The 16,850-nt window shown below is 34.7% G+C and carries 17 protein-coding genes; 5 read left to right on the plus strand and 12 right to left on the minus strand.

Annotation, left to right across the window (positions count from 1 at the left end):
• The first annotated feature begins 131 nt into the window (after nucleotides 1-131).
• On the plus strand, nucleotides 132-980 hold the full coding sequence (locus ABE048_RS02530; RefSeq protein WP_430308907.1) for a DegV family protein: 849 nt from the start codon (nucleotides 132-134) through the stop codon (nucleotides 978-980).
• 188 nt (nucleotides 981-1,168) lie between these two features.
• Nucleotides 1,169-2,185, plus strand: coding sequence for a CAP domain-containing protein (locus tag ABE048_RS02535; RefSeq protein WP_430308908.1), 1,017 nt, complete (start codon nucleotides 1,169-1,171; stop codon nucleotides 2,183-2,185).
• A gap of 135 nt (nucleotides 2,186-2,320) precedes the next feature.
• Here the strand turns inward: ABE048_RS02535 and ABE048_RS02540 are convergent, their stop codons facing one another.
• Together ABE048_RS02540 and cyoE are read right to left on the minus strand one after the other, a co-directional pair.
• Nucleotides 2,321-3,085, minus strand: coding sequence for an amidohydrolase family protein (locus ABE048_RS02540; protein WP_430308909.1), 765 nt, complete (start codon nucleotides 3,083-3,085; stop codon nucleotides 2,321-2,323).
• 139 nt (nucleotides 3,086-3,224) lie between these two features.
• Nucleotides 3,225-4,172, minus strand: coding sequence for a heme o synthase (gene cyoE, locus ABE048_RS02545; protein ID WP_430308993.1), 948 nt, complete (start codon nucleotides 4,170-4,172; stop codon nucleotides 3,225-3,227).
• A gap of 554 nt (nucleotides 4,173-4,726) precedes the next feature.
• Between cyoE and proC the strand changes: the two genes are divergently transcribed.
• Nucleotides 4,727-5,521, plus strand: coding sequence for a pyrroline-5-carboxylate reductase (gene proC / locus ABE048_RS02550; protein WP_430308910.1), 795 nt, complete (start codon nucleotides 4,727-4,729; stop codon nucleotides 5,519-5,521).
• 65 nt (nucleotides 5,522-5,586) lie between these two features.
• On the opposite strand, the gene ABE048_RS02555 is transcribed toward proC, so the two are convergent.
• Entirely contained in the window at nucleotides 5,587-6,105 is a 519-nt protein-coding gene (locus ABE048_RS02555) for a hypothetical protein (protein ID WP_430308911.1), read from the minus strand.
• Nucleotides 6,106-6,262: 157 nt separating this feature from the next.
• Here ABE048_RS02555 and ABE048_RS02560 point away from each other — a divergent pair, with 157 nt between their 5' ends.
• The gene (locus ABE048_RS02560; RefSeq protein ID WP_430308912.1) at nucleotides 6,263-6,484 is read left to right on the plus strand and encodes a KTSC domain-containing protein; all 222 of its coding nucleotides are present in this window, start codon (nucleotides 6,263-6,265) and stop codon (nucleotides 6,482-6,484) included.
• A gap of 211 nt (nucleotides 6,485-6,695) precedes the next feature.
• On the opposite strand, the gene ABE048_RS02565 is transcribed toward ABE048_RS02560, so the two are convergent.
• The 7 genes from ABE048_RS02565 to ABE048_RS02595 all read right to left on the minus strand — a co-directional run bounded on the left by ABE048_RS02565 (nucleotide 6,696) and on the right by ABE048_RS02595 (nucleotide 11,809).
• On the minus strand, nucleotides 6,696-7,178 hold the full coding sequence (locus ABE048_RS02565; protein ID WP_430308913.1) for an N-acetyltransferase family protein: 483 nt from the start codon (nucleotides 7,176-7,178) through the stop codon (nucleotides 6,696-6,698).
• 57 nt (nucleotides 7,179-7,235) lie between these two features.
• Nucleotides 7,236-8,561, minus strand: coding sequence for an NAD(P)-binding domain-containing protein (locus ABE048_RS02570; protein ID WP_430308914.1), 1,326 nt, complete (start codon nucleotides 8,559-8,561; stop codon nucleotides 7,236-7,238).
• 111 nt (nucleotides 8,562-8,672) lie between these two features.
• Entirely contained in the window at nucleotides 8,673-8,954 is a 282-nt protein-coding gene (locus ABE048_RS02575; protein ID WP_430308915.1) for a Fe-S cluster assembly protein HesB, read from the minus strand.
• On the minus strand, nucleotides 8,954-9,370 hold the full coding sequence (arsC, locus tag ABE048_RS02580) for an arsenate reductase (thioredoxin) (protein WP_430308916.1): 417 nt from the start codon (nucleotides 9,368-9,370) through the stop codon (nucleotides 8,954-8,956). Before arsC ends, ABE048_RS02575 begins: the two co-directional genes overlap by 1 nt.
• A gap of 11 nt (nucleotides 9,371-9,381) precedes the next feature.
• Nucleotides 9,382-10,440 carry an ACR3 family arsenite efflux transporter gene (arsB, locus tag ABE048_RS02585; protein WP_430308918.1) on the minus strand — a complete coding sequence of 353 codons (1,059 nt, stop codon included), beginning with the start codon at nucleotides 10,438-10,440 and terminating at the stop codon, nucleotides 9,382-9,384.
• Nucleotides 10,437-10,745: an ArsR/SmtB family transcription factor gene (locus ABE048_RS02590; protein ID WP_397538979.1), complete on the minus strand. Its 309-nt coding sequence runs from the start codon at nucleotides 10,743-10,745 to the stop codon at nucleotides 10,437-10,439. Before ABE048_RS02590 ends, arsB begins: the two co-directional genes overlap by 4 nt.
• Before the next feature lie 302 nt (nucleotides 10,746-11,047).
• Nucleotides 11,048-11,809, minus strand: a complete 762-nt coding sequence (locus ABE048_RS02595; RefSeq protein WP_430308919.1) for a helix-turn-helix domain-containing protein — start codon at nucleotides 11,807-11,809, stop codon at nucleotides 11,048-11,050.
• A 102-nt stretch (nucleotides 11,810-11,911) separates the two neighbouring features.
• On the opposite strand from ABE048_RS02595, the gene ABE048_RS02600 reads away from it, so the two are divergent.
• Nucleotides 11,912-14,986: an MMPL family transporter gene (locus ABE048_RS02600; protein WP_430308920.1), complete on the plus strand. Its 3,075-nt coding sequence runs from the start codon at nucleotides 11,912-11,914 to the stop codon at nucleotides 14,984-14,986.
• A 220-nt stretch (nucleotides 14,987-15,206) separates the two neighbouring features.
• Here ABE048_RS02600 and ABE048_RS02605 read toward each other — a convergent pair whose 3' ends face one another.
• A complete protein-coding gene (locus tag ABE048_RS02605) occupies nucleotides 15,207-16,223 on the minus strand; it encodes an anti sigma factor C-terminal domain-containing protein (protein ID WP_430308922.1) in 1,017 nt (338 codons plus the stop codon).
• Complete coding sequence (locus ABE048_RS02610; protein ID WP_430308924.1) at nucleotides 16,210-16,716, minus strand: RNA polymerase sigma factor; 507 nt, start codon at nucleotides 16,714-16,716, stop codon at nucleotides 16,210-16,212. The genes ABE048_RS02605 and ABE048_RS02610 overlap by 14 nt, the downstream gene beginning before the upstream one ends.
• Between the last annotated feature and the right edge of the window lie 134 nt (nucleotides 16,717-16,850).

The raw sequence follows: 16,850 nt of genomic DNA on the forward strand, positions 1-16,850 counted from the left end.
ACTTATATGACAAATATCACTATCTCTCATTCCCCCTCTATTGTAGGCTTAACGAAAATAGAAAGCGTTTTCAAAAAAAGTAGATGTAATATTTATTTTTATAGAAATGTTTTGAAGGGAAAACTTATACAATGACAAAGAAAATTGCTTGGGTTACAGATACAGCAGCATTATTAGATGAGGATTTTATCAAAGAGCATAACATTCACGTTCTACCATTAAGTGTGGTGTTTGAGGATGGCGCACTTAGAGAAACTGTGGATATGACCCAAGATGAATTTTATAACAAATTACGAAAAACAAAAGTACATCCCAAAACATCACAGCCTGCAATCGGCGAGATGGTAAGTTTATACGAAAAATTAAAAGAAGATGGATATAGTTGCGCAATCGCAGTACATACCTCTAGCCAGCTATCAGGAACATATCAGTCATCGATTGCAGCTGGTGAAATGGCCAATTTTAAAGTATATTCGATTGATTCAAAAATCGGCTCATACCCGATGATGAAAATGATTGAATACGGACAAAAGCTGATAAAAGAAGGTCAAGATGTGGAATCCGTCGTAAAAAAAATACAAGATGCTACAGATCAAACTGCATTATCTTTTATCCCTTCAAGTCTTTCTCAGCTTCATAAAAGTGGCCGCGTCACTGGTACTCAAGCATTATTAAGCAATCTATTATGTATTAAACTAGTTATTTCATTTGATAATGGGAAAGTTGAAATGAAAGAAAAAGTACGTACGTTTGGTAAAGCAAAAAAATACGTTACAGATCAATTCCTTCAAGAAATGCAAAAGAATCCGATGAAGGAAGTAGCAATCATTCATTGTAACAATGAAAAAGATGCCACATGCTGGCAAGCTGATTTACAAGAAGAATTTCCAAACTTAAATATTTTAATATTACCTTTAAGTGCAGCTGTTGGAGTCCATGCAGGTGAAGGCACGACAGGTTTAAGTTGGGTGACTTTTTAAAAGCTATGCGGGAATACTACATTACTTTCCTATCAAAAGAATAACGATAATCAATATCCATATTAGTCCATTTTCACCAAAATATCTTCTTTGCTTCACACCTTTACAATCGACTATTATATATATAAAGACATACATATAATTTTAATTATATATTGCAAAGAAGATGATTAATGGGAGAAGAAAAAATGAAAAAACTTATAAAGGACTTGTTGATTACTGCAATCGTTATAGGTGGCTGTGTATATGGATTCAAACATATTGATTACACACAATTAACTGAAAAAATTGTTACTGCCGAAAAAGAAATACAAAAAGAAACGTTGCAAAAAATAGAAAACCTCCAAGCGAAGCAAGAGGCTTCTAAAGAACAAATCAATGAAATAAAAGTGGATGAATTAGGAATTCCTAAAACAACGAGTGCTCCCAAAATGACCGTAGCAAGTGAATATAATAAAGATTGGAAAGTATATGAAGATCATTATAAAAACTTCACATTATCATTCTCAGATAAAAGCGGCGGATATGTTGCAGGAAATGGTCGTACAATATTTGATGCTACCATTGGCAAAACAACTTATAACGAAATAAAGCAAAAACTAGGTACACCCTTATCACAAATTCAAAAAGGGAACGTAATCTATCAGCTTTCAGGTAGTCAAGGTAAAGAACAATTAGTATATAACATTGATGGATACTATGTAACATACTTTATTGATAATCACAATAAAAACAAGCTCCGTTCAGTTCAATATATTAAAAAGAACGTAGAAATGCAGAAAAATGGTTATTATGGTCAAGGTACTACGAAATTAAGATCAGGATACGAAAAACTAATGGTTGAACTTATCAATGAGAGTCGTGTCGAATTTGGCTTAAAACCACTAATCTATGATCATGGGATAACTGCGCAAGCAAGAAACCATAGCCAAGATATGATAAACAATCATTACTTCTCTCATACTGGAAGTGATGGTAGCCAACCACAAAGTAGGATGAAAGCAGCTGGATATAACGAACATCTATATGCAGAAAATATAGCATCTGGACAGTTCAGTAGTATTTACGCACATGAAGCATTAATGAACAGTCTTGGTCATAGAGAAAATATTCTCAATACAGAACTTACACATGTAGGCGTAGGTGTGGCATTTGATTCAAAAAATGTACCTTATTATACAATTAATTTCTATACACCCTTCTAGTTTGTTACTATATAAATCTGTTCTGACTAGAAAATAAGACGTTAGTTGTATTAACTAACGTCTTTAAAATGCGAAGATTATTCTTAGTCTTATTGAATAATGCCTAGTTTCTCAATAATCAAAAATTCTATCTATTTATCGGACAACATTTTCCGTTTTAATCCCATACCATGCACACCCATTTTTATAAAGGATTTTTTCTACAATATCCGGTTCAAAACATTGTTTTACAATTTCAATATCATTCGGATGAAAGGGTCTCTTAGCTCGTGATGAGGGTAAATCGGTACCAAACATTAAAGCCTCTGAATTGATATCAATGATTTTCTTCATTGTATCGATCACATCAAGATGAACCCGCCCAAAGCCAGTTGCTTTCACTTTTATTCCTTTCTCTACTAACCTTAGTAAAGTAGGTACACCCTCCTGAGATAAGCCAAGATGATCAATCGATACTTTAGGTAATTTAGCAATAACTTGCTCCAACTCCCCTATTTCCTTTGCATCAATATACAATTCTGTATGCCATTCCGCTAACTCAAAAACACGCTTTGCTAACGTTTCAAGATTTGAAATCCCCTCTGAACCTCCCCTTTTTACATTAAAACGTATTGCACGTACTCCAATTTTGTCTAATCGTAATATTTCTTCGTCACTTGTGTCAAATGGTAATTGTGTAACACCTACATAATTTGGTCCTAACTTTTTTAAAGCATTCTCTAAATAACTTTGATCAAATTTTTGAAAAGAACCAGAAACTATTGCACCACCTTTAATATTTAAACTTGAAGTTACATTAAGATAATCCGTAACTGTAAATATAGGTGGCATATAACCGTTATTTTGGTAAATTGGAAAAGCATCATCGATTATATGAAAATGTGAATCAAAAATCATCATTATTACATCCCCTTTCAAATTCTATCGTAAACGAAATTGCACGATTATAGAATTTTAAATATTTTAAGTATTGCCATAATATTTTCTTATATAAAAAAACTCGACATTTCCTTTTCAGAAAATGTCGAGCATTTTAACGTTAATGTAATTTTAAAAATAGACCAACGATTGAATAAATAATAACCGTTGAAAAAAGGATGGTCATATGGAACAGTGAATAGACAAATAGTAATGTCGCCCACTTCTTCGGTTCCTTTTTATGATATCCATAAATATTCATCACTAGCCATGCAATACTCAATAGTAATGCAACTAACATTAAACCTTTACTTAAAGTTCCAAGTAAAAAACAGCTAGCAATTAACAGGATTAGGTAGATATTTGTTGTAATGTATGTCCGTTTCATCCCTTTTGCTACTGGTAACATCGGAACATTTGCTGCACGGTAATCGTCTTGTTTACGTATAGCAATTGCATAAAAATGTGGCATTTGCCAAATAAGCGTAATAACGAATAATCCTAAAATCGCAGGATGCATAATGTCTGGATGAATAGCAGCCCAGCCGATTAGTGGAGGCATTGCACCTGAAATACTACCGATTTCTGTATTGTATACAGTATGGCGTTTTGTCCATATTGTATAGGGAAAAACATAGAAGAATAGACCGGTAAATCCAAGTAATGCAGCTAGAGGTGTTGCGATATAAAGAGCCAACAGACCTAATATCGTAAACCCAATACCAATTGTCCATACATATTTTAATTTGATATCACCTGTTACAGTTGGACGCTTTTTCGTTCGCTGCATAATGGCATCGATATCTCTGTCATATATATTATTAAAGGCACCTGCAGCAGCTATAATTAGCGCTGAGCCAATAATAGCACAAATAATATCAAGTATTTTATCCAGCGGGTTTATTTCATACGTATAAAGTGCGAGTGTTAAACCAGCTATCATTGGAATAAGATTTGATTTTATAATACCTGTTTTAACCGTTTGAGCTAAAATATTTGATATAGATGGCTTTGATACAGTGACAGCTGTATCTTGTGTTGCCTGATCTCGTTTTGTGTCACTACCCATTATATTATTTTTCATTCCTTTTCATAGCAAGAGCGCCACTATATTATACCAACTATTTTGTAAAATTTCATAGTTGGTGATTTAAAATTGTTCTTCCTTTTAAAATAGCAAACAATACTACAATCATACCAAAATTTTATGAAAATATATATCATTCTATATGAATTCACAATAATGACATGATTCCATCCATACTAATATAAAAATTAGCTCTATTTTCTTGATTTCCTCATAATTTGTGTGCTTACCCATATACTTTTTTGTTATGAGCTTGCTTTGCTTTTACTGCAAAAATAGTAGGGTTCTATCCACGAAACTAAGCTTCCAATCCACGAAAAAATGGATTGTATCCACGAAACAGACAACTTAAGTCTTCAATATAGAAAATCTGAAATAGGAAATTTTATTGAAATGTTAACAACCATTAACACCGGAGCCTAGATATCTATATATGTTTACATTTTTCTTATAAGATGAAATATTACACAAAACCACAATTTCGTCTTATACTTAACATTGTTTGATTATTGTAATTCGTTAGGAGTGTACATCAATTGAAATATGGTTTTATCGGGCTTGGCAGTATGTCCACAGCCATTATTAAAGGAATGATTCAAAGTAAGCAATTTAATGCGAATGATATATTAGGATATAATCGTTCTTTAAATAAAACTGAGAAATTAGTAAATGATTATCAAATAACTGGCTGCACAACATTAGAAGAAGTGATGGAAGCAGATGTTATTATTCTGGGAGTTCAACCCCAATCTTTTCCTACTTTACTTCCAAAGGTAAATGAGTTATTAACAGAAGGACAAGTGGTCATCTCTATTGCTGCTGGAAAATCCATTGAATATTTGGAATCTGTCTTACCGAAAGCAACATCTATTATTCGAGTAATGCCGAACATCAATGCCATTGTAGGTGCTTCAACTACATGCTTTACTGCGTCTTCAAATACAACAGATGCAGATAAACAAATGGTCACTACTCTTTTTGAAACAATCGGTTCAATGATTGAATTACCTGAAGAACAATTCACTGTGTTCTCTGCAATCGCCGGTGCTTCTCCTGCATTTAGTTATCTTTATATTGATTCATTAGCACGTGCTGCTGTTCGTGCTGGGATGGATAAAAAACTAGCACTTGAAATTGCCTCTAGTGCCGTATTTGGAAGTGCAAAAATGGTAATTGAAAGCACTGAACATCCATGGGAACTAGTCGACCAAGTTTGCTCACCAGGTGGCACAACAATTGAAGGCGTAACTTCTTTACAAAATGATCACTTTGCTAGCACCATTTATGATGCTGTTAATGCCGTTATTGAAAAGGATCAAAAACTTTCATAATCATATTTAAAATAATTAAATAAAAAATCCATTCCAATATGCTATGTTAATTGGAATGGATTTTTTCATTTGCTTTTATCATTGTATTGTGCAATTTCCTTTGCGACAATTTTACATTGATTCATAAATTTCTTATAATCTCCTTCAATTGTTTCATTCGTATCCAAATTGGCATGAATTAATGCCTTTTCTAAAGCTAATGCATTTTGTTTATCCGCTTTCTTCCATTCAGCTAAAGTCTGACTAGTATTTTGAGGTAATGTTTGAAGTATTTGATTTATTTCGCGTAAATTTGATTTTTCTTCTTCTTTTAATTTTGAATGAGCAAAATGACGTTCCTGTAAGACAGCTCTGATAGCATTTTGAATTTTATCGGCTTGAAAGGACACTAATTCTGGATCTTTCCAATTATTCTCCTGTTGATTCCGAATCATACCTTGTAACACAACAAGAGGCTCCTGAATTTCCTCTATAAAGTAATTATTTTGTTGAAAATCCTTGTTAATAAACGAATATGCAAGAAAACAGAGTGTCAATAAATTTGAAATAATTAAAAAGGCAATGAGCTGTTTGATTTTCGACATAATAACCCCCTCACCTATTATTATACTTATCTTCATTATAATAAAACTAGATTTTCAAATATTTACAAATCCTTAAAAGTAAACGCTTTCATTTCAATCCAAAATCTGTTATCTTTACAATACATCAATCACTTAGAAAAAATGGAGGCGGTTTACCATGGAAATGAAATCAATTACTTCTTCTAAATTATCTTCAGTTGGCTATCAACCAAACGCTCTAATTTTGCGTATTGAATTTATTAAAGATGGTGTCTACGAATACTATGGTGTTCCCGAAATGTATTATCATGGATTAATGGAAGCTGACTCTCCAGGACTTTATTTTAAAAAATTTATCAAAGACAAATATCGCTATGTACGTTTGCAAAATCAATCGTAATTTTATTAACTGAATCAATATCATAAAGAGTCAACGAAAAACAATTTGATTTCGTTGACTTTTCTAATTTAGTAAAGGTACCGATCACTTAAACAATTCTGGAAATAGATTACTAAGTAATTCCTTAGTTCCTTTTATAGGAAGCAGTTGTTCGTTTGTTTTGTTACCAACTAAACTAAGCGTTAAATAAAATATTCTTTACTCTACAAAGTTAAACTATGAATTTACTTCTTCTTTCCAATATTATTGTATCTTGCCATTCACCATCAAGTTGAGCAATTTTCTCTCTAGTACCAACAACCCGAAACTCAAGTTTTTTGTGAAGGGCTATACTTGATTTGTTCTTTTTAAACACAGACGATTGTAATGTCCAGAAACCTTCATTCTCACTTTCTTGAATCATTTTTTCCATTAGTAATGTTCCTATACCCATTCCTCGAGATGAACCACTAATATATATACTAATTTCACCTACACCTCGATACACTTCTCGGGAAGATATTTGTGTTAAAGCAATCCATCCTACGACTTTTTGATCTAATTCTGCAACAAACCTTAAGTTTTTATGATGAGCCTTATCCCATTCTTCTATTGATGGGATAGCTGTTTCAAATGTCGCCATTTTCGTTTGCAACCCTTCACTGTAAATGTGAAGGACATTTTCTAAATCAAATTCTTGCATGCTACGTATCAATCCTATTTCCTCCTTCATAAGAAATAAGACTGTTAGTGAAAACTAACAGTCTTTAATTTAACAACAGCCACCTAAGCCACTATTGCAAACACCTGTCTCAGGTAGTTTTAATTCCAAATTGTTAGCACTTTCTATATCTCCTGACAAAAATGCAATTATAGATCGAACTTGCTCATATCCTGTTGCCATTAAAAATGTTGGTGCACGTCCATAGCTTTTAGCGCCTACAATATAGAAGCCTTGTTCTGGTTGTCGTAAAAGTTCCTCTCCATGCGCCTTTACAGTTCCACAACTATGTTCATTTGGATCAATTAGAGTCGCTAAGGCTGGTACACTTTCTGTAGTGGCATCAATATTCAGACGTAATTCTCTGTTTATAGAAAAATCAGGTCTGCTGCCTGTATTAACAATTAACCGATCAAAGCCTTTTAAAACTTTCTCCCCAGATTTATGCTTACCAATGATTTCGATTTTCTCAGTTCCTTTTAGAGATGAAACATAGAATGCTGTTACAACTTTAATTTCCCCTTCTTCAACAAGCTGGCGAATCCGTGTACCGAGCGCTCCTCGTGTAGCAAGCTCATCATTTTGTTCCCCACCATAAGCAATTTCAATATTTTCTTTTCGTAAAATCCATGTAATATCTGTATTAGGATTTTTTTCTTTTAGTTTAGCTAGATTTAATAACGAATTAATTGCTGAGTGACCTCCACCAATAACCGCAACCTTCTTATTTGCATAGAGGTTAGGTGAAGCTTCTATATTTGGTATATGATAATCAATTTTTTTATTTAATGCTTTTTCATCAGGAAGCCATACACTATTTCCCTGTGCAGGGTTTGGATTACCCCAAGTACCAGTTGCGTCAATAACCGCACTTGCCTCAAATTGTTTCACTGCTCCATTTGACTCTACATAAAGGATGAATGATTGTTGATTACGATTTGTAGTTTTCATTTTGTCGTTATTTTTACGTGTAATGGCAATTACTTTGTGATTTGTATAAATAAATGGTTTCATATCTTCAATTTCTGCTAAAGGTTGTAGATATTGGTCAATTAATTCATTGCCTGTAGGAATATCCTCATCATTTGGCTCTTGCCATTTGGTTTGTTTTAATAATTCTCTAGCCGTTGAATCGATATTAAATTGCCATGGAGAAAATAATCTAACATGTCCCCAATTACGTATGTTTGAACCTATTTCATTTCCTTGTTCAAAGAGTATAAAAGACTGGTTTCTCGAAATTGAGTGTGCACCTGCTGCTAATCCAATAGGACCTGCCCCAATGATCGCAATCGGCAACTTAGATTCAGAAGTACAGCAGCCCGTTGTTGGATTACAACAACTAGGTTGGTTTAAAATTTTAAATGTTGTTTTCATAAAAGTTCCCTCCATAAATAAGAATTTGCTTATATATCTATTAAATAAATAAGTAGCATTCGGCTACTTACTACTTATTTATTTTTTTCTACTTATTTAAAAATTAGGCTTTTAACAACTAGTCGGTGTATAACCAACTAATAGTAAACCCATTTCGCCGTTTTCTTCCTCTGCATGAATCGTTACGCCTTCTAGCTGAGAGCTGATAATTGGATCAATTGCTACTGTAATACCATCTATTGTTATTACTTCATCATTTAATTGTGCCTCATCTAAGCCGACACCTAAGTTAACATTACAACAGCCTGGAATTCCATAAAATCGAAGTGTTTTGACTTCTAAGTTTTCTATTACTTGTTTTAAATAATTTTTACCTTCAGTTGAAATATCCATTAGTCTAGCCCCTTTACAAATTGTTCTATACGAGATCCTATAGCATCTCGTACTTCTTTAAATACTTGCCATTTTTCTTCTTCTGTACCTGGTGCTTTAGCTGGATCTTCAAATCCCCAATGTTCACGTTTAACTTGTGGTGGAGTCATCGGACATTTATCGGCTGCGTCGCCACAAAGTGTTACAACCAATGTAGCGCTGTTCAATGTTTCCATATCGATTACATCAGAAGTATGATTAGATATATCGATTCCTACTTCCTTCATTGCTTTTATTGCTAAGGGATTCACTCCGTGCGCTTCAATACCAGCGCTTTTGACAACCCAATCATGAGGAAGTAATTTTCTTCCCCAGCCTTCTGCAATTTGGCTACGGCATGAATTACCTGTACAAAGGAAATAAAGTATTTTTGACATTGGATATCTCCTTATAACTTAATAGTCTTAAAATATTTTTTCTGCCATCGTAGAGCGACACCTACAAGCCCAATTAGTACTGGCACTTCTACAAGAGGACCTATGACAGCTGCAAATGCTGCTCCTGAATGTAAACCAAATACGGCAATCGCGACAGCAATGGCTAATTCAAAATTATTACTTGCTGCTGTGAAGGAAAGAGCTGCTGTTACGGGATATCCAGCACCTGCTTTTCTAGATGCAAAGAACGATACAATAAACATAATCAAGAAGTAGATTAATAATGGTACTGCAATACGTAGTACATCTAACGGTAATTCTACAATCTTGTCACCTTTTAACGCGAACATCATAACAATCGTAAACAATAATGCAACAAGGGTTAGTGGAGAAATTTTTGGTAAAAATTTTTCTACATAAGCTTCCTTCCCCATTATTTTGATTCCGATTAACCGTGTAAGTATCCCAGCTACAAATGGAATTCCTAGATAAATCAGTACACTTTTTGTAATTTCCCAAATAGAAATCGACACATTGAATGTATCGAGTCCGAACCACCCTGGCAAAACATTTAAAAACAACCATGCAAATACGGGATACATGATAATTTGAAAAATAGAGTTAAATGCAACTAAACCAGCCACGTATTCGGGGTCACCTTTAGCCAAGTCATTCCATACAATAACCATCGCTATACAACGTGCCAAGCCAATCATGATTAATCCTGCCATATATTCAGGATAATTATGTAAAAATATGATGGCTAAGAAAAACATTAAAAACGGCCCAAGTATCCAGTTTTGGAATAAGGATAACGCTAAAACTTTTACATCTTTGAAGACACGCCACATTTCTTCATATTTTACTTTAGCAAGTGGTGGATACAGCATAATAATTAATCCTATCGCAATTGGAATACTTGTTGTACCGACACTTGCCGCATCTAATACTTCTTTAAAATTAGGAATAAGTAAACTAATTCCAATCCCAATTGCCATTGCTACAAAAATCCAGAGAGTTAAATATCGATCTAAAAAAGAAAGTTGTTTTGTTAATGATTGTCTGTTCATGCTTCAACCCCACAAGTTCCACATTGGCAAGTTGGTTTATCATCTAATTCTTCAAGAACTTTTTGAATTATAGGTGATTGCTCTTCAACCAGTCGATAATGCTTCCACGTACCGACTTTTCGAGCTGTAATAATCCCCGCCTCTTCTAATTTTTTTAGTTGTTGGCTTACTGCAGGCTGTGATAACCCTAGAACATCTACTAGATCACAAACACAAACTTCACCAGACTTTAAACAGCTTAAAAGTGTTAAACGATTTGCATCAGCAACTGCTTTTAATTGCTTTTCTAAGTATTGAATATCCATAATTCACCTCTGTAAATTAATATATAAGAATATACTTATATTAAACTTCAATTTTTTATTTTTCAAGAGTAAAAATGCAATTCATTTCAAAAAGTACATCATACTTGCCGTCAGTTCTAAATTAGTAAATTGATTAATAAGAAATACTACTTAACTGGAATTATGTGAAAATGGCAAATAATATCGATTAAGTCGTATTTATGTTTTCTCTTTTGATGCAATCAAATGGCAGGAGAATTCTAACTGAATTGAAAAAATTATATCTGTTACCCATATTCCATTGGCATTCTACTATTCCTTGCTTAAGTCGCATATGTTTCAATCATATCCACCATTAACTCATCCAATTTTTTGCTTAATCTGTTATACAAATAGCCATATAGATTATGGATTGAGAATTTTTTTGTTTTTTGAATGATTTCTTTAAAGGTCATGAAACCAATATCTTCTAGTTTCTTTTTATGAGATTTCCAGACATCCCATTCTAGTAATGGATTTAGTTGCTTTTGGATTACGTCTACGAATCTCTTAGTCTCTTTTGGATTATCAGTAGTTGCTGCAAGATGATGGTATATACGATTTCTTAATGATGAATTTAAGATTGGATACGTATGTTTTTCATAATGATGTTTTTGATTAAGAGAATAAGATGGTTCCTTTTGAAATTTTGTTGGTTCTTCCCTACTCTCACAATCGTTATCAGCTTTTTCTTGATGTGACACGCTCGATGTGTCATGACTAGTTAAAATTGAAATAATGTTAGCACCTTTAATACCATTCATCTTTTTCGTATGAATGCGTTGAATGATTTCAAGTTCTTCTAGATGTTTTAAACATCGAAAAACTGTTCTTAACGAAATATCCAGTACCTCGGCAATCGTTTTCGCTTTTAAATGACATACCCCAGGATAATCAAGTGCATGTGATGCGATTTTATATAGAACTACTTTATCTGACTCTGTTAAATTATAAAAATGTTTTCGGATGTGACATTCCACATGCTCATCCATTTCTTGTACGGATTCAAATGTTACATGAGATGCTAAATAGTCAAAACGCGCCATAATCTCCCTGCTTTCTACTCTTTTATTAATTAAATAGAAAGTAAATGAACAAACAGGGACAATTCGCTAAAAAAAATTTATATAGCCACGAGGAGGCTTCTTATGAGAAAGATATTACAATGGCGCTGGGCCATATTTGCTGTCTGGATTGTCTCTGCAGTTTTGCTCACAGTTTTCCAACCGGATATCAATGCAATCTTAAAACAAAGAGGACAGGGACAACTAAGCGCTGACACCCCCTCCAAAATAGCGGAATCGATTTTAAATAAGATGCGCACAACAAAGGGGAATGAGGAACTGATTGTCTTCTATGACAAGAATAAATTGTCGGATGATGACATGAAGCAAATCCAGACGGGAATTCAAGAGATTCAGAAGAGTAAGACAGAGCTTGGCGTGGGTGACATCATTGATCCCTTTAGTAAACCAGACGCAAAAAGCTCCCTGCTTTCTAAGGATGGAACGACTTTATTGGTTTCTTTCAAGCTGGATGTAAAAGGTCGCGATATTGACAACATTCAAAAAGCATTGGACAAAAAGTTAAAGGATGTAAAAGTCACCTACTATCTCACAGGAACAGATTTTATCAACAATGATTATGCAAAATTATCCATCTCAGGTGTTGAAAAGAGTGGAGTTTTAACTGTTGGCTTCATTTTAGTCATCCTGGTAATCATGTTCCGTTCGGTCGTGACCCCACTGGCTTCTTTGCTAGCAGTTGGTCTTTCCTACCTCTGCTCTATGGGAATTGCAGCACAGCTCATTGAAAAGCTTGATTTTCCCGTTACAAGCCTGACACAGCTTCTGCTCATTTTGATTTTGTTTGGTGTCGGCACTGATTATAACATCCTGCTCTTCAACCGATTCCGGGAAGAAATGAGTCACGGTCATTCTGTAGACGATGCCATTATCATCACGTATAAAACAGCAGGTAAAACCATTTTTTACAGTATCCTCACAGTCTTTATCGCGTTTGTGAGTCTGGTCTTCGCGAAGTTTGACATTTATCAATCGGGAACTGTAGTGGCAATTGGTACAGCAATCTTCCTTTTGCAGATTTTAACGTTTACTTCTGTTTTAATGAAGGTTTTTGGCAACAAGTTGTTTTGGCCGTCAAAGACTTCTTCTGGACATAGAGAGAACAAATTCTGGGATAAAATCACCTCGGTTTCTGTGAAGTATCCTTTGATTGCTATATTGCTTATATTGGGACTCACGGCTCCTGTGATTTATTTTAATAAACAAAATATTTCCTTTGACTCGCTGAAGGAATTGGGGGCTTCATCTCCAGCCGCAAAGGGTTTTAACCTTGTATCGGAGCATTTTGGCAAAGGGCAGGCCATGCCGACTATAATTGCGATTGAAAACGACGAAGCACTCGATAACAATGAGGCTATGGCTGTTCTTGACAAACTAACAGAAGACATAAAAGACATTGCCGGTGTTGAAAAAGTTTCGAGTGTTACACAGCCGGCTGCTGAGCCGATTAAAGACTTCTATATCAGCAGTCAAACAGAAACAACTACCAAAGGTATGGATGCAACAAAGGATGGCGTGAACAGGATTAGTGATGGTCTAAATCAAATGAGCAGCAAATTAAACACTCCGGATTTTTCAAGTGTTAATGATCTTATTAATGGTACGGGTGGTATCGAAACTGGATTGGGCAGCATTACAGACGGTTTGTCACAAATTGACAATGGAATAGAACAAGGGGCAAGCGGTGCTGCCGGCCTCAGTGACGGCATTGGAAAAGTCAAGACTGGGCTGAGTACCATCAGTAGTAAAACCTCTGAAGTCGCAAATGGCTTGTCTAGTCTGCAAGGCGGATACGTGAAAGTGCGAAACGGTTATAAGAGCATCGAACAGCAGCTTCCCGCTATACAGCAGGGTCTAGGGGGTATGAATCAGTTAATTGGAGCATTAGGCAAAAAATATCCGGAACAGTTAGCCTCTGATGAGCAATATCTGACTCTAAAACAAACAGGTGCTTCGCTTGCCTCTGGATTAGCCCAATTAAACGGCGGCATTGTGGAATTAGGTAAAAACTATGACACCCTGAATTCTAATTTCCTGACGACAAATAAGGGCTTGAAACAACTCGCTGCCGCGCAAAAGAAAATGGTAAGTGGACTGGATGAGCTGCAAAAAGGAGCAGTAACGCTTTCCGATGGACTGAAGAAAGGGAGTGCCGGTCAGAAAACAATCATTACCAACATGGCAAAATTGAAATCGGGAGTATCCAAAATAAAAGATGGACAGCAGCAGTTGTCTGACGGTTTGTCAAAACTATCTGGCGGAATGGGCCATTTGAAGGACGGAATCAATAAAAGCAGCAATGGTCTTGGTGATATCTCAGATGGTTTAGAGAAAACAAACAAGTATCTCATACAACTAAAGGACTCCAAAACCTTCTTTATTCCGAAAGAAGCGTTAACCAGTGATGATTTTAAGAAAGCTATAAACAACTATATGTCCGCTGACAGAAAAATTACAAAAATCACGGTGGTGTTAAAGGACGATCCTTACTCTACGAATGCTCTCAAGACAGCCGAAAAAATCAATGATGTAGTCGTAAACGGACTAAAAGGAACAGCTCTTGCCGACGCCAAATTCGGTACAGGAGGGCCAAGTTCTTCATCCAATGATATGAGTAAGGTACTCAAGGATGATTTGAATCGTATGAGAGTTATTATTCTTGTTAGTGTGTTCATTGTACTTGTTCTTACTATCAGAAGTATCTCCATTCCAATCTATATCGTTGGGTCCATAATTGGCGCATATTACATTGGCATGACTGTAGCTAACTTCGTTGCCTATGATGTACTGAAATTAGATGGTGTGTCTTCCTATATGCCTTTCTTCACGTTCATTGTGATTGTCTCCATGGGAGTGGACTACAGTATCTTCCTGATGATGCGCTTTAAGGAATATCCTGATCTTTCTCCTAAGGAAGCCATCGTGCAAGCCTCCAAGCATATCGGTGGCGTTATCATGTCTGCCGGTATCATACTAGCGGGTACCTTTGCTACACTGATACCATCAGGTTTGGCGCTTCTGATTGAAATGGGGACTGCAGTGATTGTAGGTATTGTAGCATTGTGCATTATTTTTTTACCGATATTCGTTCCGGCACTGATTGCACTTCCTGATTTCATAAAACGCTTTACAAAGTGATTCAGTAGTTAAAACAAAAATAGCAGTTTAAAAACACAAAAATAAAAGGCTTAGAGTTGAAGTTCTCTAAGTCTTTTATTTATAAAATGAAGAATATTAGGTTGTAATAAATAGCCTATTCTAGGGTACTCTTGCTTTGTATATACTTATTTTCTAATGGTATTCCATATATTTCACAACCCAAGTTTATGCCAAATACTTTAGTTTCATTTGCTTATTTTTAGTATCTATCTGTAATAACTCCTATTGACGTTGCTTTAATAAATGGTAGACCTTTTAATTGGGATAGTGTTTTAGCGTTTCCTGTTACAATTGCACCGTAGTAATGTAAATCATCTTCTGTTAACTGACCGTCTTTCCCACTTAACGTCTCATCTAAGCGTTTAAATTCCCCTTGCCATCGCGTTTTATATTGTTTCCCTGACTCTATTGCACTAATAAAACTATTAACAGGCTCTTCTTTTGTATCGCCATTTTCATTGAGTAAGGATATCCCATAGACGGTCTTTTCCGAACGAAGAGCATTTTCTAATCCGATTTCTTTATTATTTTCATCAAACTTTGTAAATTTAAAATTATCTTTATCTTCATTGACATCATCCACCCAAAGCCAAGTGAGCGTCATTTTGCTTGGTATTAAAGACTGTATCTCTTTGAATGTATAACCTCGGTCAAAAGAAAGGGCGATTTCCATTACCTTATCTTTCCCAATATGATCAAGCGACGCTAAATCATTACGATATGTTTTATATTGTAAAAAAGGATAGAAAAAAACCATTTCACGTTGGCCTAGTTCGTTATAGTGCTGTTTTTGTAAATCCTTTTCAGAATAAGTATCACCAATAATGCTAGGTGACTCTATAGATATTCGATTTAAGTATTCATCACGAAAAAGTCCAAACCCGTACCTATCTTGTCCTGTATAAACGACTTTTCCTTCAATCATTTTATAAGTTGTATAATGATTTTCCCCTCCTAATATTCCTTGGTAACGTTCAAGTTTTCCAATAAATTCATTTGGTGCTGATATTTCATGAAAGTCATCAGAAGATATTAATACTGGCGTTTCTAACCAATAGTTAATTTCCCTATTTCCAATTAAACCTACGACTGCGACGACAATTAGAACTATAAGCGTAATTAATACAGTTTTCCAATTGGCACGTCGCTTTGCTCTTTTAATGGTTTTTTCCATTTTAGTTATATCAAAAACTTCATCTATCTTATCTTTGCTCATATCCTTTATCCTCCCAAATCTTTTTGAAACTTTTGCGAGCACGTTGTAAATAAGTCTTTACATGCGTTTCTTTGACACCAAGAATCTCACCAATTTCTTTATACGACAGTTCCATATAATACTTTAAAATGAGTAGTTGCTGATAGGTCTGCTGAAGTTCCTGTAGTACTTCAGCCAATTCGTTCGCCTTCTCTTTTGTCAATAAGTCACTCTCTACCTGATCAAGAATAGGACTTAAAAGTTCTAAATCATCATCTTCTAACTTAACAACTAATTTACTTTTGTTATAAAGAGAATAATAACGATGAATCGCCACCTTAAACATCCAAGCCCGCATTTTATCCGCTTTAATTTGTTGGAGACATTCAATTGCTTTTATAATCGTTTCTTGCGTAACATCTTCTGCATCTTCTTTAGCAGCCCCTATTTTAATCAAATATTTAAAAATAATTTTTGCATGTTCAAGAAGTAATTGTTCCCATTCATATTTCAAAACTTCACCAACTTTTGGATATCCATTTTTATAATTAGTGATCACTCACCTATATAACAATTTTACTGTAAAAAAGTATACAGCTTTTGAAATATTTTCTTCTTAAATAAAAAAACCGCATATAATCCAATGCG

The organism is Rummeliibacillus pycnus (genome assembly GCF_050459865.1).
Taxonomy (GTDB): Bacteria; Bacillota; Bacilli; order Bacillales_A; family Planococcaceae; genus Rummeliibacillus; species Rummeliibacillus pycnus_B.